At 69.1% G+C, this 22,302-nt stretch carries 26 protein-coding genes and 1 tRNA gene; 18 read left to right on the top strand and 9 right to left on the bottom strand.

Going from position 1 to position 22,302, the window contains the following annotated elements; all coding sequences use genetic code 11:
• Positions 1 to 40: 40 nt before the first annotated feature.
• Positions 41 to 122, bottom strand: a tRNA-Leu gene (locus JOF42_RS14230).
• A 119-nt stretch (positions 123 to 241) separates the two neighbouring features.
• On the opposite strand from JOF42_RS14230, the gene JOF42_RS14225 reads away from it, so the two are divergent.
• Genes JOF42_RS14225 through JOF42_RS14195 form a run of 7 tightly spaced genes read left to right on the top strand, consistent with a single transcriptional unit; the run spans position 242 to position 4,688 of the window.
• Positions 242 to 1,429, top strand: coding sequence for a TadA family conjugal transfer-associated ATPase (locus JOF42_RS14225; protein WP_307803612.1), 1,188 nt, complete (start codon positions 242 to 244; stop codon positions 1,427 to 1,429).
• On the top strand, positions 1,426 to 2,283 hold the full coding sequence (locus tag JOF42_RS14220) for a type II secretion system F family protein (protein ID WP_210098426.1): 858 nt from the start codon (positions 1,426 to 1,428) through the stop codon (positions 2,281 to 2,283). Before JOF42_RS14225 ends, JOF42_RS14220 begins: the two co-directional genes overlap by 4 nt.
• The gene (locus tag JOF42_RS14215; RefSeq protein WP_210098425.1) at positions 2,280 to 3,218 is read left to right on the top strand and encodes a type II secretion system F family protein; all 939 of its coding nucleotides are present in this window, start codon (positions 2,280 to 2,282) and stop codon (positions 3,216 to 3,218) included. The genes JOF42_RS14220 and JOF42_RS14215 overlap by 4 nt, the downstream gene beginning before the upstream one ends.
• A gap of 20 nt (positions 3,219 to 3,238) precedes the next feature.
• Complete coding sequence (locus JOF42_RS14210; protein WP_210098424.1) at positions 3,239 to 3,436, top strand: hypothetical protein; 198 nt, start codon at positions 3,239 to 3,241, stop codon at positions 3,434 to 3,436.
• A gap of 22 nt (positions 3,437 to 3,458) precedes the next feature.
• Positions 3,459 to 3,860: a TadE/TadG family type IV pilus assembly protein gene (locus JOF42_RS14205; RefSeq protein WP_210098423.1), complete on the top strand. Its 402-nt coding sequence runs from the start codon at positions 3,459 to 3,461 to the stop codon at positions 3,858 to 3,860.
• Positions 3,853 to 4,284, top strand: coding sequence for a TadE family protein (locus tag JOF42_RS14200; protein WP_245340813.1), 432 nt, complete (start codon positions 3,853 to 3,855; stop codon positions 4,282 to 4,284). The genes JOF42_RS14205 and JOF42_RS14200 overlap by 8 nt, the downstream gene beginning before the upstream one ends.
• Entirely contained in the window at positions 4,281 to 4,688 is a 408-nt protein-coding gene (locus tag JOF42_RS14195; protein ID WP_210098421.1) for a hypothetical protein, read from the top strand. Before JOF42_RS14200 ends, JOF42_RS14195 begins: the two co-directional genes overlap by 4 nt.
• A gap of 41 nt (positions 4,689 to 4,729) precedes the next feature.
• Here JOF42_RS14195 and JOF42_RS14190 read toward each other — a convergent pair whose 3' ends face one another.
• Together JOF42_RS14190 and JOF42_RS14185 are read right to left on the bottom strand one after the other, a co-directional pair.
• Positions 4,730 to 5,281 (bottom strand): NUDIX hydrolase, encoded by a 552-nt coding sequence (locus JOF42_RS14190; protein ID WP_210098420.1) that lies wholly within the window; start codon positions 5,279 to 5,281, stop codon positions 4,730 to 4,732.
• The gene (locus JOF42_RS14185; RefSeq protein WP_210099218.1) at positions 5,278 to 6,510 is read right to left on the bottom strand and encodes an MFS transporter; all 1,233 of its coding nucleotides are present in this window, start codon (positions 6,508 to 6,510) and stop codon (positions 5,278 to 5,280) included. The genes JOF42_RS14190 and JOF42_RS14185 overlap by 4 nt, the downstream gene beginning before the upstream one ends.
• 108 nt (positions 6,511 to 6,618) lie before the next feature.
• Between JOF42_RS14185 and prfB the strand changes: the two genes are divergently transcribed.
• On the top strand, positions 6,619 to 7,728 hold the full coding sequence (prfB, locus tag JOF42_RS14180) for a peptide chain release factor 2 (protein WP_210098419.1): 1,110 nt from the start codon (positions 6,619 to 6,621) through the stop codon (positions 7,726 to 7,728).
• Between the two features lie 7 nt (positions 7,729 to 7,735).
• Here prfB and JOF42_RS14175 read toward each other — a convergent pair whose 3' ends face one another.
• Both JOF42_RS14175 and JOF42_RS17970 read right to left on the bottom strand, forming a co-directional pair.
• Positions 7,736 to 7,912, bottom strand: coding sequence for a hypothetical protein (locus JOF42_RS14175; protein WP_210098418.1), 177 nt, complete (start codon positions 7,910 to 7,912; stop codon positions 7,736 to 7,738).
• Between the two features lie 158 nt (positions 7,913 to 8,070).
• A complete protein-coding gene (locus tag JOF42_RS17970) occupies positions 8,071 to 9,555 on the bottom strand; it encodes a DUF2510 domain-containing protein (RefSeq protein WP_245340812.1) in 1,485 nt (494 codons plus the stop codon).
• A 138-nt stretch (positions 9,556 to 9,693) separates the two neighbouring features.
• Here JOF42_RS17970 and ftsE point away from each other — a divergent pair, with 138 nt between their 5' ends.
• The 3 genes from ftsE (at position 9,694) to smpB (ending at position 12,245) form a co-directional block, all read left to right on the top strand.
• Positions 9,694 to 10,755, top strand: a complete 1,062-nt coding sequence (gene ftsE / locus JOF42_RS14165; RefSeq protein ID WP_210098417.1) for a cell division ATP-binding protein FtsE — start codon at positions 9,694 to 9,696, stop codon at positions 10,753 to 10,755.
• The gene (ftsX, locus tag JOF42_RS14160; RefSeq protein WP_210098416.1) at positions 10,752 to 11,666 is read left to right on the top strand and encodes a permease-like cell division protein FtsX; all 915 of its coding nucleotides are present in this window, start codon (positions 10,752 to 10,754) and stop codon (positions 11,664 to 11,666) included. Before ftsE ends, ftsX begins: the two co-directional genes overlap by 4 nt.
• Positions 11,667 to 11,768: 102 nt before the next feature.
• Positions 11,769 to 12,245, top strand: coding sequence for an SsrA-binding protein SmpB (gene smpB / locus JOF42_RS14155; RefSeq protein ID WP_056312202.1), 477 nt, complete (start codon positions 11,769 to 11,771; stop codon positions 12,243 to 12,245).
• Here smpB and JOF42_RS14150 read toward each other — a convergent pair whose 3' ends face one another.
• Together JOF42_RS14150 and lexA are read right to left on the bottom strand one after the other, a co-directional pair.
• A complete protein-coding gene (locus JOF42_RS14150; protein ID WP_210098415.1) occupies positions 12,246 to 14,111 on the bottom strand; it encodes a S9 family peptidase in 1,866 nt (621 codons plus the stop codon).
• 44 nt (positions 14,112 to 14,155) lie between these two features.
• A complete protein-coding gene (gene lexA, locus JOF42_RS14145; protein WP_210098414.1) occupies positions 14,156 to 14,842 on the bottom strand; it encodes a transcriptional repressor LexA in 687 nt (228 codons plus the stop codon).
• Between the two features lie 281 nt (positions 14,843 to 15,123).
• On the opposite strand from lexA, the gene JOF42_RS14140 reads away from it, so the two are divergent.
• From JOF42_RS14140 to hisH, 4 genes are all read left to right on the top strand, one after another.
• Positions 15,124 to 15,486: a LysM peptidoglycan-binding domain-containing protein gene (locus tag JOF42_RS14140; RefSeq protein WP_210098413.1), complete on the top strand. Its 363-nt coding sequence runs from the start codon at positions 15,124 to 15,126 to the stop codon at positions 15,484 to 15,486.
• Positions 15,487 to 15,579: 93 nt separating this feature from the next.
• Positions 15,580 to 16,674 carry a histidinol-phosphate transaminase gene (locus tag JOF42_RS14135; RefSeq protein ID WP_210098412.1) on the top strand — a complete coding sequence of 365 codons (1,095 nt, stop codon included), beginning with the start codon at positions 15,580 to 15,582 and terminating at the stop codon, positions 16,672 to 16,674.
• A complete protein-coding gene (gene hisB, locus JOF42_RS14130; protein ID WP_210098411.1) occupies positions 16,671 to 17,288 on the top strand; it encodes an imidazoleglycerol-phosphate dehydratase HisB in 618 nt (205 codons plus the stop codon). Before JOF42_RS14135 ends, hisB begins: the two co-directional genes overlap by 4 nt.
• Complete coding sequence (gene hisH, locus JOF42_RS14125; protein ID WP_210098410.1) at positions 17,285 to 17,926, top strand: imidazole glycerol phosphate synthase subunit HisH; 642 nt, start codon at positions 17,285 to 17,287, stop codon at positions 17,924 to 17,926. The genes hisB and hisH overlap by 4 nt, the downstream gene beginning before the upstream one ends.
• Before the next feature lie 10 nt (positions 17,927 to 17,936).
• On the opposite strand, the gene JOF42_RS14120 is transcribed toward hisH, so the two are convergent.
• Positions 17,937 to 19,664, bottom strand: coding sequence for a MinD/ParA family ATP-binding protein (locus tag JOF42_RS14120; protein WP_210098409.1), 1,728 nt, complete (start codon positions 19,662 to 19,664; stop codon positions 17,937 to 17,939).
• Between the two features lie 155 nt (positions 19,665 to 19,819).
• Between JOF42_RS14120 and priA the strand changes: the two genes are divergently transcribed.
• From priA to JOF42_RS18110, 3 genes are all read left to right on the top strand, one after another.
• Positions 19,820 to 20,566: a bifunctional 1-(5-phosphoribosyl)-5-((5-phosphoribosylamino)methylideneamino)imidazole-4-carboxamide isomerase/phosphoribosylanthranilate isomerase PriA gene (priA, locus tag JOF42_RS14115; protein ID WP_210098408.1), complete on the top strand. Its 747-nt coding sequence runs from the start codon at positions 19,820 to 19,822 to the stop codon at positions 20,564 to 20,566.
• Positions 20,550 to 21,374 (top strand): SseB family protein, encoded by an 825-nt coding sequence (locus JOF42_RS14110; RefSeq protein ID WP_210098407.1) that lies wholly within the window; start codon positions 20,550 to 20,552, stop codon positions 21,372 to 21,374. The genes priA and JOF42_RS14110 overlap by 17 nt, the downstream gene beginning before the upstream one ends.
• An 83-nt stretch (positions 21,375 to 21,457) precedes the next feature.
• Positions 21,458 to 21,580, top strand: a complete 123-nt coding sequence (locus JOF42_RS18110; RefSeq protein ID WP_259161846.1) for a hypothetical protein — start codon at positions 21,458 to 21,460, stop codon at positions 21,578 to 21,580.
• Positions 21,581 to 21,751: 171 nt separating this feature from the next.
• Here JOF42_RS18110 and JOF42_RS14105 read toward each other — a convergent pair whose 3' ends face one another.
• Positions 21,752 to 22,150, bottom strand: a complete 399-nt coding sequence (locus JOF42_RS14105) for a DUF1844 domain-containing protein (RefSeq protein WP_056312181.1) — start codon at positions 22,148 to 22,150, stop codon at positions 21,752 to 21,754.
• Positions 22,151 to 22,302 lie beyond the last annotated feature (152 nt).

The raw sequence follows: 22,302 nt of genomic DNA, 5'->3' as shown, positions 1-22,302 counted from the left end.
GGCGGTCAAGTCGTCGGCCGCACGGCATGCGACTGATCGGTGCGGAAGGTGGGACTTGAACCCACACGCCCTAGGGCACAGGAACCTAAATCCTGCGTGTCTGCCAATTTCACCACTCCCGCGCGGTGAAATCAGTCTACTGATCGGGGGATCGTGCGTTCCTGGGGATCCGCCCGCAGGCTCCGTCCGGCACTGTGGATAACTCCGGCGGCATATGCACGATCCTTGCGAGGATGCTCGGGTGATCCACCCCTCCGTCCTCGTCGTCGAGCGTGTCCGCCAGAGACTCCGCGCCGAGGCGACGGATCCGTCGCTCGATCCGGCGGTGGCCCGCTCCGTCGCGCTCGCCGAGGTCCGTCGCTTCAATGACCTCGCCCTCTCGCGTGGCGAGATCATGATCGACGACGAGGCCGCTTTCGTGCGAGACGTGCTCGCGTCGGTGACCGGCTTCGGAGCGCTGCAGCCACTGCTCGACGACCCCGAGATCGAGGAGATCTGGCTCAACGGTCCCGAGAGCATCCATGTCGCGCGCGGAGGAGTGTCGGAGCGCCTCGCCCTGCGGTTGAGTGACTCGCAGCTGCGCGACGTCGTCGAGAGGATGCTGCAGTCGACAGGGCGCAGGGTCGACATCAGCCAACCGTTCGTCGACGCATCGCTGCCGGACGGGTCACGACTGCACGTCGCCATCGCGGACGTGGTCCGAGGCGGGTGGTCGGTGAACATCCGCAAGTTCCTGCCACGGTACCGATCGCTCGACGCGCTGGTCGCACACGGTGCCCTCCCCGCCGAGCTGGCCACGATCCTGCACCAAGCGATGCTCGACGGGCAGAGCATCATCGTCTCGGGTGCGACCCACGCCGGAAAGACCACGTTCCTCGGTGCGCTCCTCGCCTCGTGCGTCGACCGGCAGCGCATCGTCACGGTCGAGGAGACGTTCGAGCTCGCCGTCGACGGCCCGGACATCGTGTCCTTGCAGGGGCGTCAGGCGAGCCTCGAGGGGACGGGAGAGATCACGCTTCGTCGTCTCGTGAAGGAGGCGCTCAGGATGCGTCCGGACCGCCTCGTCGTCGGTGAGGTCAGGGATGCGGAGGCGCTCGATCTCGTCCTCGCACTCAACACCGGAGTTCCCGGTGCCGCGACGGTGCATGCCAGCTCGGCCGAGGAGGCCCTCGACAAGCTGACCCTCCTCCCGCTGTTGGCAGGACGGAACATCGACCGGGCCTTCGTCGCCCCGGCTCTCGCGAGGGCGGTCGACCTCGTGGTGCACTGCGTGCGCGATGACGACGGGACGCGGCGCGTGCACGAGGTCATCGCACCCAACGGGGAGGTCGCCGACGGGCGGATCGTCTGCCGAACGCTGTATGCGTATGGCGGCGACGTGAAGGTGTCTCGACGCGGAGACCTCAGGCGGATCGGCGACGCGCGGTGACGGTGCTGTTGGGAGCCGCACTCGCCGCAGGGCTGCTGCTGTGCGCGTCTCCATGGCTGTGGCCGCCTCGCACGGAGGCGCAGCCTGCGACGCGACGAGGCCGCCTCGTCCGCGTGCTTGAAGAGGCAGGGTTCGGCGCGGTCCGTCCGCGGGTACTCACGGTCGTCATGGGGATGCTCGCGCTCGCCGCGGCATCCGTCGTCTGGCTCGTCACAGCGATCCCTGCCCTCTCCGTTCTCGCCGGCGCGACCGCCGCCGTCTCGCCTGTCGTATTCCTGCGGTCGAGGCGCCAGCGACTTCGCAAGCGCCGTCGACAGCTCTGGCCCGACGTCTGCGACCTCCTGATCGCGTCCATCCGCGTGGGCCTGTCATTGCCGGACGCCGTTGCGAGTCTTGCCGAGTCGTCGCCCGCGATGATGCGACCGGCATTCGTGGTGTTCGCCCGCGACCTGCGTGCGACGGGCCGATTCGAGACGAGCCTCGATCGGCTGAAGCTCGCACTCGCCGACCCGATCGCCGATCGGATCATCGAGACCCTGCGAATGGCGAGACAGGTCGGCGGCACCGAGCTCGGTGGCGTCCTGCGTGCGTTGTCCTCGTCCGTCAGACAGGATGCCGCGCTGAGAGGCGAGGTGGAGGCTCGCCAGTCGTGGATCCGGGGTGCGGCGGTTCTCGGCTCTGTGGCGCCATGGGTGATCCTCGGTCTGCTCGTGCTGCGGCCCGAAGGGGCTGCCGCGTACGGGACGGCCGAGGGCATGATCGTCATCTGCCTCGGTGCGGCGGTCTCGGTGATCGCGTACCGCGTCATGATCCGCATCGGACGACTTCCGGAGCCCGGGCGGTGGTTCGGGTGAACCCGTTCACGACCATGGCGATCGCCGTGCTCTGGGGTGGGGTGCTCTCGTCGGGGGTACTGTGCCTGCTCACGGCGATCCCTCGGTGGTCGGCGACACCGCTCATGCTCAGGATCGCCCCGTACGTGCGTGACGTCGTCGCAGACGCGGATCTGCCGCACGTCGCGCTCCCCCGGGCCGGGGTGCTCCCGGTCGGAGAGCGCACGCTCTGGCGCCGGTTGCTGGCGATGTTCGAGCGGCTTCTCGGTGCTGACGATGTGCTGCGCCGAAGACTCAGCCAGGCCGGACTCGGCCTGGACACCACGACGTTCCGAGCCCGTCAGCTCGGCTGGGTGATCGTCGGCGTCATGACCGGTGCGCTCACCGTCATCGTGCTCGCCGTCGCGGGCCGCATGAGCCCGCCGCTCGCACTGCTCCCGACGCTCGCCGGTGCGGCCGCGGGAGTCGGCTACGAGGCTCGACTGGCCATGCGTGTGGCGACGCGTCGCGGGCGGCTCACCGATGAGCTGCCCACGACACTCGAGTTCCTCGCGCTCTGCCTGTCGGCCGGAGAAGGATTCCTCGATTCGGTCCGTCGTGTCGCGGCGGTCGGATCCGGCGAGCTCACCGTCGAGTTCCGACTCGTCGTCCTCGCTGTGGGAACAGGCGAACCCCTCGCCGATGCGCTCGGGGAGATGACTCGGCGCCTGCAACTTCCCGGGTTGACCCGTGCTGTCGACCAGGTGGTCGCCGCCCTCGAGCACGGCGCTCCGCTGTCGGCGGTGCTGCACGCGCAGGCGGGGGATGCCCGGGAAGACGCCAAGCGCGTCCTGATCGAACAGGCGGGCCGCAAGGAGATCCTGATGCTCCTGCCGCTCGTGTTCCTGATCCTTCCCCTGTCTGTTCTCTTCGCCATCTATCCCGGCCTCTTCATCCTGCGACTCGGCATCGGCTGAGCGCCCCACGAAAGGACGACATGAACACTCTTCGACAGCGACAGGCGCGTGAGATGCGCTCGGTGACCAAAATCCTCGACGGGGAACGCGGCGACGTACCCGGCTGGGTGCTCGTCACGTTGATGACGGCGGGTCTCGTCGTGCTGATCTGGGCTGTGGCGGGTCCGGCGCTGAGCACCCTGTTCGAGCAGGCCCTCCAGCGCGTGTCGGGCATCTGATGGAGCTCGCCTCGTGCGCGACATGACGACGCCTCGCACGCCCTTCGACGAGCGAGGGTCGAGCCCGGTCGAGTTCGTGCTCGTCGGAACGCTGCTCACACTGATGACGCTCGCTGTGCTGCAACTCGCCCTCGCGGTGTACGTCCGCAACGTGGTGCATGATGCGGCCGTCGACGGTGCGTACTACGCGGCTCTCGCGGACACGACCGTCGAACAGGGCGCCGCGCGTGCGAGAGAGAGCATCACTCGTGCCGTGGGGGAGGAATACGCAGAGGATGTGTCGGTCGGGCACTCGACCTCGCTCGGGCAGCCGACCATCGACGTGCGCATCCGCACCACGCTGCCGGTGATCGGGCTTCTCGGCGTCCCGTTCGGGTTGGAGGTCGAGGCGCATGCTCCGGAGGAGTCGTTCGACGATGGATGACGAAGGGTCGGCGGCGCTCGAGTTCATCACCGTCGGGGTGGTGCTGCTCGTGCCGCTCGTGTACCTGATCATCGCGCTCGGAGCCATCCAGGAGCAGACGCTCGGCGCAGAGGCGGCAGCCCGTCAGACAGCCAGGGTGATCGCCCTCGCACCCGACGCGGACACCGCCGAACTGCGCGGCGAGCGCGTGCTCGCCGACGTCTCCGAGCAGTACGGCCTCGCCCCCGATGCAATCGAGGTGTCGGTGACGTGTCTGCCCGCGACCGCGGCATGCCCCGCGGCCGGGGCGACGATCACGGTCACCGTCGCGGCGAGGGTCGCGCTGCCGTTGATCCCGGCGATCTTCGGGGCGGACGACGCCGCATCCATCCCGGTTGAAGGGACAGCCGTGCAGAAGGTCTCGCGGCTGTGGGGCTCGGGATGAGAGAGGCGGATGAGGGGAGCGTCCTGCTCCTCACGCTGGGGTACGCGCTCCTCGCTGTCGCGCTCATCCTCGTGAGCGTGTGCGCCACCGACATGTACATCTCGCAGAATCGCCTCGATGCGCTCGCCGACGCTGCAGCGCTCGCCGGAGCAGACGGCTTCACACTGGTGGTCGAGGGCGGGACGGCGCATGCTGATCTCACCGACGAGGGTGTCAGAGATCAGGCGCTCGCGCTGGTCGCCGATCTGCCGGGGGAGGCGAGCCTGGTGTCGGCCACGGCTCCGGACGGCCTCTCGGCCCGGGTGACGGTCTCCGCAGACTGGCATCCGCCGCTGTTGTCGATCTTCGTCCCCGACGGTGTGCGGCTCGAGGCGACCGGCACCAGCCGCACGGCGCTTCGTTGAGTGATCGGCCCGTCAGTCGCTTCGCCGAGGTCGCGTGATCGTCAGACCCTCAGTCGATCCCGCAGCCGTCGCACGCGACCGTCGAACCCCACGGGAACCTGATCGGGGAGCGCATCGATCGGCCACCAGCGCACGTCCTCCGACTCGTCGCTCACGATCAGGGCCGTGTCGTCCGTGACGACGATCGCGACGCCGATGTCGAGGTGCGAGGCGCAGCGGCCGAAGGCCGACGACAGCGCGTGATGGTCGAGGTCGTACACGAGAGGTTCAGGAACGTCCGTCACGACGACCCCGGTCTCCTCCCGAAGCTCGCGCAGCGCGGCATCCGCGATCGATTCGTCACCGGATTCGAGGTGACCGCCGGGCTGCACCCAGAACTGCCCCTTGGTATGGAACACGAGCAGCGTGCGTGTGAGCGTCGGATCGAACACGAGAGCGGACGCCGTGGCGTGGGCGGGTCCGTCCTCGCGCGAGACCGGTCCGTCGTCATCGGGGAAGAAGCGTGCGAAGTCCACCTGGCCGGCTCGCTCGCGCTCGGAGGACACCGCGGCGGCCAGAACCAGGCGGCGCACGTCAGCGCCCAGCGTGCTCATGACGGCTCCCCCTTCGTGCGGGGAACGAATCGCGGGATCCAGCGGATGAACCCGCAGGCGCCGACGAGTCCGATCACGCCCATGGCAGCCGCGGCGATCGGCAGTGAAGCGATGGCGACGATCCCCGAGACCAGCAGGGGAGCGATGGCTCCTCCGGCATCCGTCAGGGTCCGCCATGAGCCGAGGAACGCGGCCGGCTCGGTCTTCGGCGCGACATCGGCTCCCAGCGTCAGCAGGATGCCGCTCGACAGGCCGTTGCCGACTCCGAGTACCGCGGCGAACATGCCGAACCACAGCACGGCGGCATCGAGGTCATGGGTCAAGGACATCGCGAGGAACGCCGCGCCCATCAGGACCATGGCCGGCATCGCCGCCCAGAGGCGACCGAAGCGGTCCATCACCTGCCCGCTCGCGTAGAAGAGCGCGAAGTCGATCGCGCCCGAGATTCCGACGACGAGGGCGATCGTCGATGCATCGAGACCGAGCGAGAGGCCCCACAGCGGCAGCACGACCTGTCGGGCCGAACGCACTGCCGAGAGCGACGCGGCCGCGAGACCGAGGCGACCGAGCACGGTGCGCTGCTGCCACATCGTTCGGAAGATGCCCGTGCGGCCGGCAGTCGGGATCGAGCCGGTGACCGGCTCGCCGGAGTCCTCCGTGAGGGGAGCGGTGCGCAGCGGCGTGGTCGGCGGGATCGTCTTCTCGGGATCAGGGCCGAAGAGCACGAGCAGCACCATGACGACCAGGCAGCCGAGGAAGAACCAGATGGCCGCCGTCTCCGAACCGAAGAGCTGGAGGAGCCCCGCGGCGACGAACGGGCCGATGAAGATCCCGAGGCGGAAGCTGCCGCCCAGCAGCGAGAGCGCTCTGGCGCGGAACGCGATCGGCACCCTCGTCGTCATGAAGGCGTGGCGCGCGAGGCCGAACGCGGCGGCGCAGAAGCCGAGGAGGAAGACGGATGCCGCGAGCACGCCGAGCGACGGAGCGAAGACCATGCCGATACCCGCGCCGATCGCGATCGCTCCGGCGATGACCATGGTGAACCGCTCGCCGATGCGCGACACGGCCCAGCCGGCCGGCAGATTGCCGCAGAGCTGACCGACCACCAGCGCGGAGGCGACCAGTGCGGCGAACGCCACATCGGCCCCCATGCGCGTGGCGATCACCGGGATCAAGGGGATGACCGCGCCCTCGCCGAGCGCGAAGAGCACGGTGGGGAGGTACACCATCGGCCCGAATCGTCTCAGGACCGTGGATGCGCTGCTCACTCGTTTCACGCTACTCCCGTTCGAACGCCGTACCCGCCCGCACAGGCAGCACGTTAGGCTGGACGCGACATGCTCGAACTCGATCTCTCCGCCGACATCCAGGCCCTGCGACTCACCTACGGTGACATTCGCGAGGTCATCGACGTCGATACGCTCCGTTCCGACATCGCACGCCTCAGCGAGGAAGCCGGCGCGCCGGACCTCTGGGACGACACCGAACGCGCCCAGAAGGTGACCAGCGCGCTGAGCCACCGGCAGTCGGCGCTCGCGAGGGTCGAGGGCATCGGCTCGCGACTCGACGACCTCGAGGTGCTCGTCGGGCTCGCGAATGAGATGGGCGATGAGGAATCGGCCGTCGAGGCTCGCGTCGAGCTCAACGCGCTGACCGAGATCATCAACCAGCTCGAGGTCCAGACACTGATGGACGGCGAGTACGACGAGCGCTCGGCCATCATCACGATCCGCTCGGGTGCCGGTGGCGACGACGCCACCGACTTCGCCGAGATGCTCATGCGCATGTACCTGCGCTGGGCCGAGCGTCACAAGTACCCGGTCAAGGTTCTCGACACCTCGTACGCCGAGGGTGCCGGCATCAAGTCGGCGACGTTCGAGATCGATGCGCCTTACGCATTCGGCACCGTGTCGGTCGAGGCCGGCACGCACCGCCTCGCGCGCATCAGCCCGTTCGGCTCTGCCGACAAGCGTCAGACCTCGTTCGCCGCGGTCGAGGTCATCCCGCTCATGGAGGAGGCGACCGAGGTCGACATCCCCGAGAGCGACATCCGCGTCGACGTGTTCCGTTCGTCCGGCCCCGGCGGCCAGTCGGTCAACACCACCGACTCCGCTGTGCGCCTCACGCACCTTCCGACCGGCATCGTCGTCTCGATGCAGAACGAGAAGTCGCAGATCCAGAACCGCGCCGCGGCCATGCGCGTGCTGCAGACCCGCCTCCTGCTTCTCCAGAAGGAGGAAGAGGCGGCGAAGAAGAAGGAACTCGCCGGCAACATCACGGCGAGCTGGGGCGACCAGATGCGCTCGTACTTCCTCTACGGACAGCAGCTCGTGAAGGACCTTCGCACGGGACACGAGTCGGGCAACCCGGCTGCCGTGTTCGACGGCGACCTCGACGGGTTCATCTCGGCGGGCATCCGCTGGCGCAAGCGCAAAGACGAGGACTGAGCGCGTCTCAGCGGCCGGCTCCTTCGAGCGCGCGCGTGACCTCTGCGCAGCTGTACGCGATGCACTGGATCGCGCGGTCGTTCGCGCGCTTCCCTGACGTCTCGGTGGGCACGAACCAATAATCATCGAGCTCTGATTCGACGCCGGTGATCGCGATGGACTCGCCCCGGGCCTGCTCGGGCATCCCGTTCCCCGCCTCCATGAATCGGAGTCGCGACGGCCGTCACCGGTATGGAGATGCGGCTGCGGATGCCGGGGCATCCGCAGCCGCATCCTCTGCTGACACCGGACGTTCTGGGGGCCGTCGCAGCAGAGCGACGGATTCCCGTCCGACGTCGAGGCTCAGCCGGCGGTGGGCGTGACCGAGATCCGTGCGATGTCGCGCCCGGCCTCGTCTGTGACGACGAACACGTACGACTCGCTCTTGGCGATGTCGAAGGTGATGGGTCCGCTGACGGTCTGTCCGGGCTCGAGCAGCTCGTTCGGTGCGCCCGTGACGTAGAAGTCGATCTGTCCCTCGGTGCCGTCTGCCGTCTCGAGCGAGGTGAAGAGCGGGTTCGCGGCGGTCGTGCCCTCGATGCCCGTCCACGTCGTCTCGAGCGTCACGTATCCGCCGTTGGTCGAGGGGATGCTCGAGCCGTCGCTGGTCGCCCAGCTCGCCTCGGTGACGGTGACCTCGCCGCTGCCGCCCAGCAGCGTCAGCGTGACCGTGTCGCCGATCGTGCCCTCTTCGACCTGCACGGAGCCGGTGCCGTCGTCGGTCGTTCCATCATCGGTGCCGCTGTCGGAGTCGCTCGACGGCGGGGCGGTCGGAAGATCGCGCACGACCTGCGCGACCGTGGATGTCACAAACGCGATCGCCACCACGACGGCGAGGATGGTTCCGACGACCGACAGGATGAGGCCGGTGATGCCCGGCCACTTCTTGCCCTTGAGGAAGATCGAGATCAGCGAGACGATGAATCCGGCCGCGAGCAGGAACCAGCCGAAGCCGAACGTCAGCGGGATGCACGACAGGATCGTTCCCAGTGCGGCGAGACCGAGTCCGACGAGGCCGGCGATCGACAGCTTCGCGGGTGCGGTGGGACCGGCCGTCGCGTATGCCGGCGGGTACCCGGGCCCGGCTCCGTATGCCTGGCCGGCGGGAGCGTAGGCGCCGCCCGCATAGGCGGGAGCAGCGCCGGGATAGCCGGGCGTCGCGGGGTACCCCTGCTGGGGCGCCTGGGCACCGGGGTAGGTCGGCGCCGAACCGGGGTAGGCCGGCGGTGCACTGTCATATCCGGGCGCTGCGTTCGCGTACGGCGGCACGTCGCCACCCAGCGGAGCCGCCGCCGGGGCGGTGGCACCCGGTGCGGTGGACTCGGGGGCGGAGAACTCCGGTGCGGTGTGCTCGGCAGCGGTGGCCTCCGCCGCCGGCTGCTCAGCGCCCGGGGTCGGGGAGTGCGTGTCGGACGCGGTCCATCCGCCAGGGGTCTCGGGGGTCGTGACGTCGTCAGCGGGCGTCGACGGAGTGCCGGTCGCCGGCTCGCTCCACGAGGTCTCGACCGCGGCGACCGAGCCGAGCGAGTCCGCGGTGGCGGCGGCTGCGGCATCGGACGCGTCGCCGGTGACGGGAGCATCGGCGCTGGATTCCGTGGGCGCCTCGCGTGCGGCATCCGCTGATTCGCTGCCGTACGCCTCAACGGTCGCTGCAGGTGCCTCGACATCGAGGGGCGTCTCAGGTGCTGCGGGCTCGGCGATCGGAGCGAAGTGCTCCGTCCACTGCGTACCGTCCCACCAGCGCTGGCGCCCGGATCCGTCGTCGTACCAGCCTGCAGGCGTCGTCATGATTCCCCCTCGGAGTCGTCGTCCACGCGGATGACATGGATCGGCACCTCCATGTATAGCAGTGCGATATGACACGCAGGGGGCGAGCGGGGTGTCGCTCGCGGGCAGGAGGGAGCGCGCGCTTAGGCTCTAACAGCCATGATTCGCTTCGAGAACGTCACGAAACGCTATCGCGGGACCTCACGCCCCGCTCTGTCCGGGGTCGACTTCGAAGTCCAACGCGGGGAGTTCGTCTTCCTCGTCGGCGCCTCGGGGTCGGGCAAGTCGTCGTGTCTGAGGCTCATCCTGCGCGAGGACGTACCGACGACGGGTCGGGTCGCGGTGCTCGGCCGCGACCTGCGGTCCCTCGCGAACCGCAAGGTCCCCTACTTCCGGCGCCACATCGGATCCGTGTTCCAGGACTTCCGTCTGCTGCCGTCGAAGACCGTCTACCAGAACGTCGCGTTCACCCTGCAGGTGACGGGGTCGTCACGCGGGTTCATCCAGCAGGCCGTGCCTGAGGCGCTGGCGCTGGTCGGCCTCGACGGCAAGCAGAAGCGGATGCCGCATGAGCTCTCCGGCGGCGAGCAGCAGCGTGTCGCGATCGCACGAGCGCTGGTCAACCGCCCCCAGGTGCTGCTCGCCGACGAGCCCACCGGAAACCTCGACCCGGCGACGTCCGTCGACATCATGCAGCTCCTCGCGCGGATCAACGCCGGCGGAACGACCGTGCTCATGGCCACGCACGAGGCGGCATTCGTCGACCAGATGCAGCGCCGCGTGATCGAGCTCCGTGACGGCGAGATGGTCCGAGACGAGGTGCACGGCGGCTATGGCGACACCTCGAACATCCCGCGCCTCGTTCCCGAGGAGATCCGCGGAGCAGCAGCAGCCGCCGCGCTGACAGCGGTGCAGGAGGTGCAGCGCCAGACCGCCGACCTCTCGGTCGTCCGTGCCGCTCTCGCCGAGGAGCTCAGCGCGCAGCGCAAGGCCGCTGCGGCGTCGGCCGACGCGGTGCCGACCGCATCCGAGACGCCCGAGGCGCAGGCTGCGCCGGTCGAACCGCCCGCAGTCGACGAGAAGCCCGCAGAGGTGCCGGCGGCTGTCGTGCCTCGCACGCATCCGATCGTGCTCCCCACCGTCGACGTCGCCGAACTCGGGGTGGCCGATCGTCTCGGCCTCTCGGATGACGGCGCAGAGGAAGTGGGGCCGACCTCATGAGAATCGGACTCATCATCACTGAGGCCCTCGGTGGCCTGCGACGGAACATCTCGATGGTCATCTCCGTCGTGCTCGTCACCTTCGTCTCGCTGACGTTCGTCGGCGCGGCGATCCTCATGCAGGCCCAGATCGGCACGATGCGCGGCTACTGGACCGAGCGGGCACAGGTCGCCGTGTACATGTGCTCCGACATCTCGGAGAAGGACACCTGCGTCGACGGCGGCGCCACGGAAGATCAGGTGAATGCCGTCCGCGCGCAGCTCGACGGTGACGCGCTCGCCCCGCTCATCAGCGAGGTGAGCTTCGACTCCAAGGAAGACACCTACGCCAAGCTGGTCGAACAGCTCGGCGAGGACCAGGCGAGCGTCATCACCGCAGACCAGGCGTTCGAGGTGTTCTTCGTGACGATGAAGGACCCGGGTCAGTCCCAGGTGATCGCGGAGGCCTTCACCGGCGTCGCCGGCGTCGAGCAGGTCACGGACCAGCTGCAATACCTCGAGCCGTTGTTCTCCGCCCTGACGGTGGCGACGTACATCGCCGTCGGCATCGCCGTGCTGATGCTGATCGCCGCCATCCTGCTGATCGGCACGACCATCAGGCTGTCGGCATACGCGCGGCGCAAGGAGATCGGGATCATGCGCCTCGTCGGTGCCTCGAACCGCTTCATCCAGACCCCGTTCGTGCTCGAGGGCGTCTTCGCCGCGTTCCTCGGATCGGTGCTGGCCAGCGCGGCTGTCGTCGCCGGGGTGCACTTCGGCGTCGACGGATACCTCCGGGGACGCGTCCCGTTCATCACGACGTGGGTGTCGATGCAGGATGCCGCCATCGTCGTACCGGTGCTCATCGGCATCGGCGTCGTCCTGGCGGCCCTGTCCGCCGGATTCGCGATCCGTCGCTGGCTGCGGACCTGACCGCGTTGCCGGAGGCGGGCGCCGCCGGTATAGACTGACAGGCTGTCGTGCGCCCGCCACCGGGCTCTGGAATCACTGCACGACGCGGATCAGGAGAGAATCATGCCCAGGGAACGCGGGGAGAAGGTCATCGCGACCAATCGTCGCGCACGTCACGACTACAACATCGAGAAGTCGTACGAGGCGGGGATGGTGCTCACCGGCACCGAAGTGAAGTCGCTGCGTCAGGGGCGTGCGAATCTCAGCGACGGATACGCGTTCGTCAAGGGGAACGAGGTCTTCCTCGACTCCGTGCACATCCCCGAGTACTCGCAGGGGCACTGGACCAACCACTCGGCGAAGCGCATCCGCAAGCTGCTGCTCCACCGCGAGGAGATCGCGAAGCTGCAGCACGCGGTGTCGGCGGGCGGTTACACGCTGATCCCACTCAAGCTCTACTTCTCCGACGGCCGTGCCAAGGTCGAGATCGCCCTCGCGAAGGGCAAGCGCGAGTTCGACAAGCGTCAGACGCTACGCGAGCGTCAGGACACTCGCGAGGCCGAGCGCGCGATGCGCCTGCGCAACCGCACCGGAGACTGATCAGAACGACGGGGTGAAGCCGAACACGCGTCCGAGGAACGAGAGCTCGCGCTCCAGGGCATCGACGATCGTCTCGGCCGAGCGGAACCCGTGTCCCTCGCCCTGGTAGAGCACGTACTCGTGATCGACTCCATTGGCCGCCAGTGCATCCCGGATGGCCTCCGATTGAGACGGCGGCACGACCCGGTCATCCGACCCCTGCATCAGCAGCACGGGCACCGCGATCCGGGCGGCGTGGGTCAGAGGCGAGCGGTCGACGTACAGCGCCTCGGCTGCGGGCAGGGGCCCGACGAGTCCTTCGACGTAGTGCGCCTCGAAGTCGTGGGAGTGCTCGGCGAGCATCCGCAGATCCGCGACGGCGTAGCGACTGATGCCGGCGGCGAACACTCCTCCGCGCACCAGAGCGGACAGCACGGTCCATCCGCCGGCCGACCCACCGCGGATGGCGATCCGTGCGGGATCCGCCAGGCCCGCGTCGGCGAGCTCCCGGGCCGCGGCGATCACATCGTCGACGTCGACCACTCCCCATCGTCCGTCGAGACGCTCTCGGTAGGCGCGCCCGTATCCTGTCGAACCGCCGTAGTTCACGTCGAGCACGCCGATGCCGCGGCTCGTGTAGAACGCGATCGCCGCAGAGGAAGCCCCGGTCACGTGAGCGGTCGGCCCGCCGTGCACGAGCACGATGTAGGGCGGGAGCTCGTCGCCGGATGCCGAGGCCTGGGGGTTGCTCGGAGGGTAGACGAACGCGTGCACGTTCCCGTGGGCACCGTCGATCAGCAGCTCGGACGCGCGCGGCATCCATTCGGGGTGGACGGGCGAGGCTCCTGCGACCACCTGCGCCGAACCGGACTCGACGTCGACGCACCAGGCTCCCTGTGACGTGGTCGAGCTGTTGCCCGTGAGCAGCACACGCGACCCCGATACGGCGTCGACGCTCACGTGCCCGTCCGCGGGAATGTCGAGTCGGCGCGCCCCGCCGTCGCGATCGATCACGACGACCTCGTCGCGACCGTTCGTGCGGACAGTGACGATGCGCCCGTCGGCGAGTGGGCGGTACCAGCGGTTGCCCAGCACCCACAGCCCGTAGCCGGTGTCCGCATCGACGTCGACATCGTCGACCGGCGCCGCTGCGCCGTCGAGGCGGAGGTGATCGAGTCGCTGGCGGTGCAGCGCCCATCGTCCCCGAGGGTCGTCGGAGAACAGCAGCTCCTGGTCGTCGATCCACTCGGGCTGCAGAGCGGCCTGCGTCGGCACCTCGGTGCGGGCGGAGCCGTCGGAGATCACGAGGGTCGCATGCTGCCACGGCATCCGATCGCCCGTCCACTCGACCCAGGCCACGCGCGACCCGTCGGGTGAGAGCGACGGATGCGCGACGAACGCCGTGCCCTCGGCGACGACCCGCACGCGGTCGGGGTCATCGGCGGCAGAACCGTCCACAGGGATCTCGATGATGCCACGACGGTGGGGAGTCGATGTGAGGTCCTCGCGAACGGCGAACAGCCGCCCCTGCTGCAGCCGCAGACCTCCGTGGGCAGGGCCGGTCGGAGTGAGCGGCACCGGTGAAGCGCCGGAGGTCAGTCGGTGCACACGCTGGTCCTGTGCGTCGACGAAGAACAGGGTGCCGTCGGCATCCGCCGTCCAGGCCCCGCCGCCGTACTCATGGACGCGCGATCGCGCACTCCACGGCGCCGGGAGGATCTCGTCACCGCTCGAGCTGCGCACCGTGAATCGCCCGCGCTCGGCCGGCACCGACTCGCCCCACCAGATGTCGTCACCGACGAACGCCGCACCGTCTATGCGGGGTGAGGCCGCCGCGATGCGTGCGGGTGAGAACGGGGAGGGCCAGGAACCGAACGGCGAGGACATGCTTCGAGCCTATGGGCGAGGCCGTCGTCGCGGGTTCGACGGGATCAGACCGCTCGCAGCACCGCGACGATCTTGCCGAGGATCACGGCTTCGTCGCCGAGGATGGGCTCGAACGCCGAGTTGCGCGGCAGCAGCCACGTGTGGCCGTCGCGACGGCGGAGCACCTTGACCGTGGCCTCGCCGTCGAGCATCGCCGCGACGATCTCGCCGTTCTCTGCACTGTTCTGCGAGCGCACCACGACCCAGTCGCCGTCGCAGATGGCCGCGTCGATCATCGACTCGCCCGAGACGTTGAGCATGAAGAGGTCGCCCTTGCCCACGAGCTGACGGGGGAGGGGGAAGATCTCCTCGACCTGCTGGTCGGCGGTGATCGGCACGCCGGCGGCGATGCGGCCGACGAGCGGCACGAGTGCCGCGTCGCCCACGGGGGTCGCGACGTCAGCCGGATTCTCACCGCTCGAACCCGGGAGGTCGATCAGCACCTCCATGGCGCGCGTCTTGCCCGGATCGCGACGCAGGTAGCCGCTGAGCTCGAGCTGTCCGAGCTGGTGGGTGACGCTCGACAGCGACTTGAGCCCGACGGCATCGCCGATCTCGCGCATGCTCGGCGGGTAGCCGTACCGGCTGATCGATGTCTGGATGACCTCGAGGATCGCCATCTGCTTGGGGCTCAGGCTCTTCCGGCGACGAGTGCGCGGGACGTCTGCCTCGGGGGCGGAGTTGTCGCTCATGGTGCTCCTCAGGTGTGCGATCCGGCGTCTCAGTTCGAATGTCGGAGGCCCGTGGTGGGGTGTTCGTATCGAAACCGTATCCGAGAAACGGCCAGATGTGGAAGATCTGTTCGAGCGTGTCGACCGATTCTCGGGTCATTGTTTCGAAAAAGGCTTGACAGATATTCGAATTCGAAGATAACTTCGGAACGTAGCTTCGTATCCACGGCTCCCGGCCGAGGCGCGGATGCGAACGCTACGCCAACTTCACCGCTCACGCGGTAGATGCAGAGGAGCACGACATGAGCACCATCACCTTCAGCAGCGCAGCAGTCCTCCCGGCTCGTCCGGCGACGAAGCTCCGGCTGACGGCGCGTGGTCGTCGGGTCGTGCTCGCGGCGGCAGCCGTTCCGCTCGCTGTAGGCATCGCGTTCGCCGCGCTCAGTGGCGGCAGCGCGATGGCTTCCGGCGAGCAGAGCTCGACCACCACGTTCGCGACCGTCACCGTGATGCCGGGCGACACCCTGTGGTCGATCGCCGAGGAGATCGCACCGGGCGCGGATCCCCGCGAGGTCATCGGTGACATCACACGGCTCAACCTGCTCCGCGGCGGAAGCCTGCAGATCGGCCAGGAGCTCGCGATTCCCACGCAGTACTCCGAGTGAGCGGGCATCGGCGCCCGGAGTGACCGGGGTGCAGCGCAGGGTCGGCTTCATTCTCCGTCACCACGCGCGTCGGTGAGCCGCACGCGGCCTACCATGGGAAGGGTGACTTCATCACTCTCCGATCTCCCGCTCCGCGACGACCTTCGAGGGCTGACGCCGTACGGCGCTCCGCAGGCGCCACTGCCGATCGCTCTCAACGTGAACGAGAACACGCATCCCGTTCCGGATGCCGTCGCCAGCGACATCCTCGATGACATCGCCGTGGCGCTTCGCGACGTCAACCGCTACCCCGACCGCGAGTTCACGACCCTGCGTGAGGGCTTCGCCGAGTACCTGGGCCACGGTCTCGAGGCGGACCAGATCTGGGCGGGGAACGGATCGAACGAGGTCCTCCAGCACATTCTCCAGGCGTTCGGTGGACCGGGACGCACGGCATTCAGCTTCGCCCCGACCTATTCGATGTATCCCCTCATCTCGCAGGGGACCGGTGCCCGGTGGATCGCAGGCACCCGGCAGCCGGACTACACGATCACGCCCGATGAGGCCGTGGCGCAGGTCAAAGAGCACGATCCCGACGTCATCCTGCTGTGCTCCCCGAACAATCCGACCGGCACGCCGCTCGGGCTCGACATCGTCGAGGCGGTCTACGAGGCGTCGCGGGGCGTCGTCGTCGTGGACGAGGCATATCAGGAATTCGCGCCGCGCGATGCGGCATCCGCGCTCACGCTCCTCGAGGGGCGTCCTCGTCTCGCGGTGTCTCGCACCATGAGCAAGGCCTTCGCCTTCGCGGGTGCGCGCGTCGGATATCTCGCGGCCGACCCCGCCTTCATCGATGCTCTCCGGCTCGTGCGCCTGCCGTATCACCTGAGCGCGCTCACGCAGGCCGCGGCCGTCGCGGCACTGCGCAACTCCGACGTGATGCTGGGGATGGTCGACGAGATCGTCGAGCAGCGCGATCGCATCTCGGCGACCCTCGAGGCTCTCGGATACACCCCGCACGAGTCCTGGTCGAACTTCGTGCTGTTCGGTGGGGTCGCAGACCCCAAGAAGGTGTGGCAGCAGCTGTACGACCGGGGAGTGCTCGTCCGCGACGTCGGGATCCCGGGTCACCTCCGCGTCACAGCGGGCACCGAGGCGGAGACCACGGCGTTCCTCGACGCCCTCGCGTCGATAGGATCGGCTTCATGAGCACCACCGCCCAGACCCCGCGCACCGCCACCCGTGTGCGCAGCACGTCGGAGTCCACCGTCGAGCTCGAACTGAACCTCGACGGAACCGGCGCGAGCCGCATCGACACGTCGGTGCCGTTCTTCGATCACATGCTGACGGCGTTCGCGAAGCACTCGCTGACCGACCTCACGGTTCGCGCCTCCGGTGACACGCAGATCGACGCCCACCACACGGTCGAGGACATCTCGATCGTGCTCGGGCAGGCCATCCGCGAAGCCCTCGGCGACAAGTCCGGCATCTCGCGTTACGGCGACGCGCTCGTGCCGCTCGACGAGGCGCTCGCTCAGGCCGTCGTCGACATCTCTGGTCGTCCGTACCTCGTCCACACGGGGGAGCCGGCCGGCTTCGAGCACCACCTGATCGGCGGACACTTCACCGGCTCGCTGGTGCGTCACTCGTTCGAGGCCATCACTTTCAACGCGGGGCTCACCATGCACGTCCGCGTGCTCGGCGGCCGTGATCCGCACCACATCGCCGAGGCGGAGTACAAGGCGTTCGCCCGCGCATTCCGCCAGGCCAAGGCGCTCGATCCGCTGGTCGACGGCATCCCGTCGACCAAGGGTGCGCTGTGAGCGCAGCTCCTCGGGTCGCTGTCTTCGACTACGAATCCGGCAACGTGCACTCCGCTGTGAAGGCTCTCGTGGCGGCGGGAGCCGATGCGGTGCTCACGCGGGACCGCAAGGAGGCGCTCGAGGCCGACGGTCTCGTCGTGCCCGGCGTGGGAGCCTTCCAGGCCGTGCGCGACGCCTTGAAAGCCCACGGAGGCGATGAGATCATCGACCGTCGCCTGGCCGGTGGGCGACCCGTGCTCGGCATCTGCGTCGGCATGCAGGTGCTCTTCGCCCACGGCGTCGAGCGCGGGCACGACACCGAGGGCCTCGGTGAGTGGCCGGGTGCCGTCACCGAGCTCAATGCGCCCGTGCTGCCGCACATGGGCTGGAACACGGTCGAACCCGGCGCCGATTCGGTGCTCTTCCAGGGGATCGAGAACGAGCGCTTCTATTTCGTGCACTCGTATGCTGCGCAGTCGTGGGAGCTCGACGTCATCCCGCCGTTCCCGCAGCCGGTGCTGACCTGGACGACGTACGGCGATCCGTTCCTCGCCGCGGTCGAGAACGGCCCGCTCTCAGCGACTCAGTTCCACCCCGAGAAGTCGGGCGAGGCCGGCATCCAGCTCCTGCGCAACTGGGTCGACAGCCTGCGAGGGTGATCCCTGCGGGTCAGAACCCGCGAGCGACGGCGGCGGCGGCCGAGAGCCAGGCCTGCTGAGTCGGTGCCGCGAGCGCGCGGAGGCGAAGGTGCCCGTCGACCATCTCGCGGTCGAACGGGATGCCGACGACTTCGCGTGCGAGCGGACGGTAGCCGGCGATGACCTCGGCCACCTCGGCAGACGAGGCCTTGGGGTCGGCCTGGCTGACGACGACCACGGACTCTCTGGCGAGGCGTGCGGAGCGCTCGTCGCGGTCCTCGAGCGCCTCGAGGAGCAGAGCCCCCGCCTCGGCGTGATCATCGCGCGTCGTCGTCGCGACCACGATCTGGTCGGCGAGGTCGATCATGCGCAGCCACATCGGATCGGACTCGTCGTTGCCCGAGTCGATGATGATCAGACGGTAGAACTTCGCGGCCACCGCGTGGATCGAATCGACGTCGTCCGGATTGAGTCGGTTCTCGTGCGCCAGCCGGATCGGCTTCGACCTCAGGACGTCGTATTTCTCCTGCGGCTGGTGATGCACGAAGTGTGCGAGGTCGGCGGACTGGCCCTGTGCCCCGAGCAGGTGCTTCGTCTGGGGCAGGAGCTCGAGAAGCGTGCGGTCGTGCGCGCCCGTCTCGGTGCGCCATCCGAGTGTGCCGCGCGTCTGGTTGTTGTCCCAGGCGAGGACGCCTGCTCCGCCGTACTGGGCGAAGACGGCCGACAGCAGCACCGTGGCGGGAGTCTTGCCCGCTCCGCCCTTGCCGTTGACGACCGCGACAGTTCGAGGTCCGGGCCAGTGGCGGCTGACGGCGTGCTCGTCATCGCGCACCGCACGCTCTCGGGCGTTCGGGCCGAGGGAGAATCCGACCCGGTTGAGGAACCCGCGTCCGCCGCGGCGGGCGGGCTCTTCGCGCCTCTCCTCCTGGAGGAAGGAACGACGCTCGATGCCCTGCTCCCGCTGCTGACGGCGAGAGGACGCGGAGGCGGCCGACTCGGCGGCCGCGGCATTCGGTGCGGGCGGAGTCGCCGCGGCCGGAGCGGTCGGGATCGCGATGGTCCGGGTCGGCGGGGTCGCAGCCGCCGGTGCGGGCTGAGAGGGCTGAGCAGTTTGCGTGGGCTGCATGGGCTGAGCCGACTGGGGGGCCGGAGTCGACGGAGGGGTCTGAGCGGCGACGCTCGGCTGCGCGGTCCGAGCCTGCGCTGACGACGGGGACGCCTGAACGCTCGGGACACCCGTGATCGGAGGCTGAGGCGACGCGGGGGTGGGTGCCGGTGGTACGGCCGCCCCCTGGGCGCCCGGAGTCGACGGCGCCGTACCGGATGGGGTCGCGGCGGACGGGGCCGCAGCGACGTGCGCGGTCGATGACGGCGCCTCCGGCCACGCGGGCGCCGGTGGAAGGGACGGTGTCGGGGGAGCGGCGGGTGCTGCCGGCGAAGCCGTGGGGAGCGGCGGGACCGCAGAGGACGAGCTCGTCGCGGCGGATGCCGCCGCAGCCGCGGCTCGCGTGCCGGGCGCGGGCGGAGTCGCCGCGGTCGGGATCCCGACGGGCCGAGGGTTCATCGGCACCGTCATCTCAGGAACGGCGTCGTCGCTCGATGAGTCGATGACGGGGCTCGCGGGACGCGCGGTGGTCCGGGTCTGCTCGATGTCCTCGGGTGTCAGCGGCACGTGCGCCACGATCTCCGGAGTCTCCGGAGGCATCGGGTTCCCCCGTCGCAGGGGGCCGCTGCCTCGCGCTTCCGCGTCGCGCACCATGGAACATCTCCTCATCGACCGAACAGGGGTGTCATCGAGGCTACCGCGTGGCGTCGGATCTTCTCTGCCGTCATCGTTTTGGAGCGGAACGATACGCGGGCTAGTGTCGATTCTCGTGCCGACGAATCGGCCCTCCCATCTCACCTGAGGACGTCATGAACGACTTCGCGCAGTCCCCTTCGCTCACTCTGCTCCCCGCCGTCGACGTCGCCGGGGGCAAGGCGGTGCGGCTCACCCAGGGTGAGGCCGGCACCGAGACCAGCTACGGCGACCCGTTGGACGCCGCAGGGGAGTGGGTCGCGCAGGGCGCGAAGTGGATCCACCTCGTCGACCTCGACGCCGCCTTCGGCCGCGGCAGCAACGCCCCGATCCTCCGCAAGGTCATCAAGCAGTTCAAGAACGTCAGCGTCGAGCTGTCGGGCGGCATCCGCGACGACGCCACGCTCGAGGCGGCGCTCGAGAGCGGCGCGAGCCGCATCAACCTCGGCACTGCGGCTCTCGAGAACCCGGAGTGGGCTGCGGACGTGATCGGCCGCTACGGCGAGGCGATCGCGGTCGGGCTCGACGTCCGAGGCACGACGCTCGCCGCCCGCGGTTGGACCAAGGAGGGCGGTGACCTCTGGGAGGTCCTCGAGCGCCTCGAGGATGCCGGCTGCAGCCGTTACGTCGTCACCGACGTCACCAAGGACGGCACGCTGAAGGGCCCGAACCTCGAACTCCTCCGCGAGATGACCTCGCGCACCCCAAAGCCCGTCGTCGCATCGGGTGGCATCGCGAACCTCGACGACATCGCGGCGCTCCGCGAGCTCGTGCCGCTGGGTGTCGAAGGCGCGATCGTCGGCAAGGCTCTCTACGCCGGCGCGTTCACGCTGGCTGAGGCTCTGGATGTCGCAGGGGACTGACGACGCCTGCGGCCACGGCTCCGAGGGGCCTGGCGCGCACGACCCTGCCGCCGGGAACCGGGGGGACTCGGCAGGCGTGCCCTGGGAGGGGCGCAGCTTCGAGTCGAACCCCCATGCGGGCGACGACGGTTCGGCAGACCCCGCACTTCTCGACGCCCTCCTGCGCTTCCGCGCGGGCACCGGTGCCCAGACCGAGGTCGTCGACGCGTTCCGTACCGCCCGAGTTCTGATACCGCTGATCGCCGAGAAGGGCGAAGAGGGGGTGGCGCCCAGCGGGCTCGCCGTCGACAAGACGCAGGAGCTCTCGATCGTCACCGTGGCGGCTCCGGACGGTCGCCGGGTGCAGCCCGTGTTCTCCTCGGTCGAGACCATGCAGCGCTGGGATGCCACGGCGCGCCCGATCCCGGTCGAGGCGACGCGCGTGGCGCTGGCGGCATCCGCCGAAGACACCGACCTGATCGTGCTCGACCCGACCTCCGATACGGAGTTCGTGTTCCGCCGACCAGCCGTGTGGGCTGTCGCGCAGGGGCATCGCTGGGAGCCCAGCTTCCTGTCTCCCGAGGTCTTCGGCGCGCTGCAGCAGAGCGTGGCGCACGAGCTCGCCGTCATCGACGTCGCTGTGGCGGCGGGAGACCCGGATGCGCGTCTGCGGGGCCCCGAGCTGGTCGTCGTCCTCGAGCTCGTCGACGGGCTGGAGCGCGAGGTGCTCGACGCCGTGCTCGCTCGGCTGGCGCAGCGCTGGGCGGCGGACGACCGCATCGCGGTGCTCGCCGACTCGCTCACTGTGAAACTCCGTCGTTCCGCCTGAGCCTCGCGGCCGCGGGATCCGCGCCGCTACAGGGTGATGCCGGAACCTTCCACTTCGGCTTCGCCGCCCCGGACGACATCACGGTGCGTGTCTACGACGACTCGGGCATCCTGATCGCGGAGACGCAGGAGACCATCGCGTGGACGCATTCGTCGGACCCCTGCGGCGGCCCGTCCACGGCTCCGCCCGTCGTGGTCGCGCCCTGACCCCAGCACTGCGAACGGTCGACGGGCGGGCGATGCTCGGTCACGAGGCGAGGGCGCAGGGATGCTCTGTCGAGGAGAATCGGGAGGGGCCCACGAAGTGGGAGGGTCCCCGCTCTTCTCCTCGACAGAGCAGCCCGGAGCCCGGACCACGAGATCCGAGCGGACGAAGGACTAGTTGACCGGCCCCGTCCACTTCTCGCCGGGACCCTTGCCGATCGGGTCGGGGATCGTGGAGGCCTCGCGGAACGCGAGCTGCAGGGAGCGCAGGCCGTCGCGGAGCGACCGTGCGTGCATGTCGCTGATCTCGGGTGCGCCTGCGGTGATGAGACCGGCGAGAGCGTTGATCAACTTGCGCGCCTCGTCGAGGTCGAGCTGGGCGGCGGCTTCCGGGTCGTCGGCGAGGCCGAGCTTCACGGCCGCGGCGCTCATGAGGTGCACGGCGGCGGTGGTGATGACCTCGACCGCAGGCACATCGGCGATGTCCCGCGTGGCGGAGGATGCCGCCTCTTCCTGCCGTGCCCAGCGCTCTTCGCGCTCGCGTGCCGCCTCGTCCGATGCCTGGTTCGTCACTTCGCCTTGCCTTCTGTTAGACTGTGTCGGGCTCCGGAGCGTCATGCTCCGGTACGAAAGAGGATTCACTTCCCACCCGCGCTTGCCGTTCCAGGCTACCGGGTCTTGCACTCCACCGGATCGCGTCGCCAGACCGATCCGGCAGACTGGGT

Origin of the sequence: Microbacterium phyllosphaerae, from assembly GCF_017876435.1 — a bacterium.
Taxonomy (GTDB): domain Bacteria; phylum Actinomycetota; class Actinomycetes; order Actinomycetales; family Microbacteriaceae; genus Microbacterium; species Microbacterium phyllosphaerae.
This window is presented reverse-complemented; position numbering and strand designations above follow the sequence as displayed.

Excerpts from the sequence above, each read along its gene's own strand:
- prfB (WP_210098419.1), top strand. The coding sequence starts at position 6,619 with ATGCTCGAACTCGATCTCTCCGCCGACATCCAGGCCCTGCGACTCACC.
- priA (WP_210098408.1), top strand. The coding sequence starts at position 19,820 with ATGAACGACTTCGCGCAGTCCCCTTCGCTCACTCTGCTCCCCGCCGTC.
- JOF42_RS14120 (WP_210098409.1), bottom strand. The coding sequence starts at position 19,664 with ATGGTGCGCGACGCGGAAGCGCGAGGCAGCGGCCCCCTGCGACGGGGG.
- hisB (WP_210098411.1), top strand. The coding sequence starts at position 16,671 with ATGAGCACCACCGCCCAGACCCCGCGCACCGCCACCCGTGTGCGCAGC.
- JOF42_RS17970 (WP_245340812.1), bottom strand. The coding sequence starts at position 9,555 with ATGACGACGCCTGCAGGCTGGTACGACGACGGATCCGGGCGCCAGCGC.
- JOF42_RS14200 (WP_245340813.1), top strand. The coding sequence starts at position 3,853 with ATGGATGACGAAGGGTCGGCGGCGCTCGAGTTCATCACCGTCGGGGTG.
- smpB (WP_056312202.1), top strand. The coding sequence starts at position 11,769 with ATGCCCAGGGAACGCGGGGAGAAGGTCATCGCGACCAATCGTCGCGCA.
- ftsX (WP_210098416.1), top strand. The coding sequence starts at position 10,752 with ATGAGAATCGGACTCATCATCACTGAGGCCCTCGGTGGCCTGCGACGG.
- JOF42_RS14210 (WP_210098424.1), top strand. The coding sequence starts at position 3,239 with ATGAACACTCTTCGACAGCGACAGGCGCGTGAGATGCGCTCGGTGACC.
- JOF42_RS14150 (WP_210098415.1), bottom strand. The coding sequence starts at position 14,111 with ATGTCCTCGCCGTTCGGTTCCTGGCCCTCCCCGTTCTCACCCGCACGC.
- JOF42_RS14175 (WP_210098418.1), bottom strand. The coding sequence starts at position 7,912 with ATGCCCGAGCAGGCCCGGGGCGAGTCCATCGCGATCACCGGCGTCGAA.
- JOF42_RS14190 (WP_210098420.1), bottom strand. The coding sequence starts at position 5,281 with ATGAGCACGCTGGGCGCTGACGTGCGCCGCCTGGTTCTGGCCGCCGCG.
- JOF42_RS14195 (WP_210098421.1), top strand. The coding sequence starts at position 4,281 with ATGAGAGAGGCGGATGAGGGGAGCGTCCTGCTCCTCACGCTGGGGTAC.
- lexA (WP_210098414.1), bottom strand. The coding sequence starts at position 14,842 with ATGAGCGACAACTCCGCCCCCGAGGCAGACGTCCCGCGCACTCGTCGC.
- JOF42_RS14110 (WP_210098407.1), top strand. The coding sequence starts at position 20,550 with ATGTCGCAGGGGACTGACGACGCCTGCGGCCACGGCTCCGAGGGGCCT.
- JOF42_RS14140 (WP_210098413.1), top strand. The coding sequence starts at position 15,124 with ATGAGCACCATCACCTTCAGCAGCGCAGCAGTCCTCCCGGCTCGTCCG.
- JOF42_RS14185 (WP_210099218.1), bottom strand. The coding sequence starts at position 6,510 with ATGGTGTACCTCCCCACCGTGCTCTTCGCGCTCGGCGAGGGCGCGGTC.
- JOF42_RS14205 (WP_210098423.1), top strand. The coding sequence starts at position 3,459 with ATGACGACGCCTCGCACGCCCTTCGACGAGCGAGGGTCGAGCCCGGTC.
- JOF42_RS14135 (WP_210098412.1), top strand. The coding sequence starts at position 15,580 with ATGGGAAGGGTGACTTCATCACTCTCCGATCTCCCGCTCCGCGACGAC.
- ftsE (WP_210098417.1), top strand. The coding sequence starts at position 9,694 with ATGATTCGCTTCGAGAACGTCACGAAACGCTATCGCGGGACCTCACGC.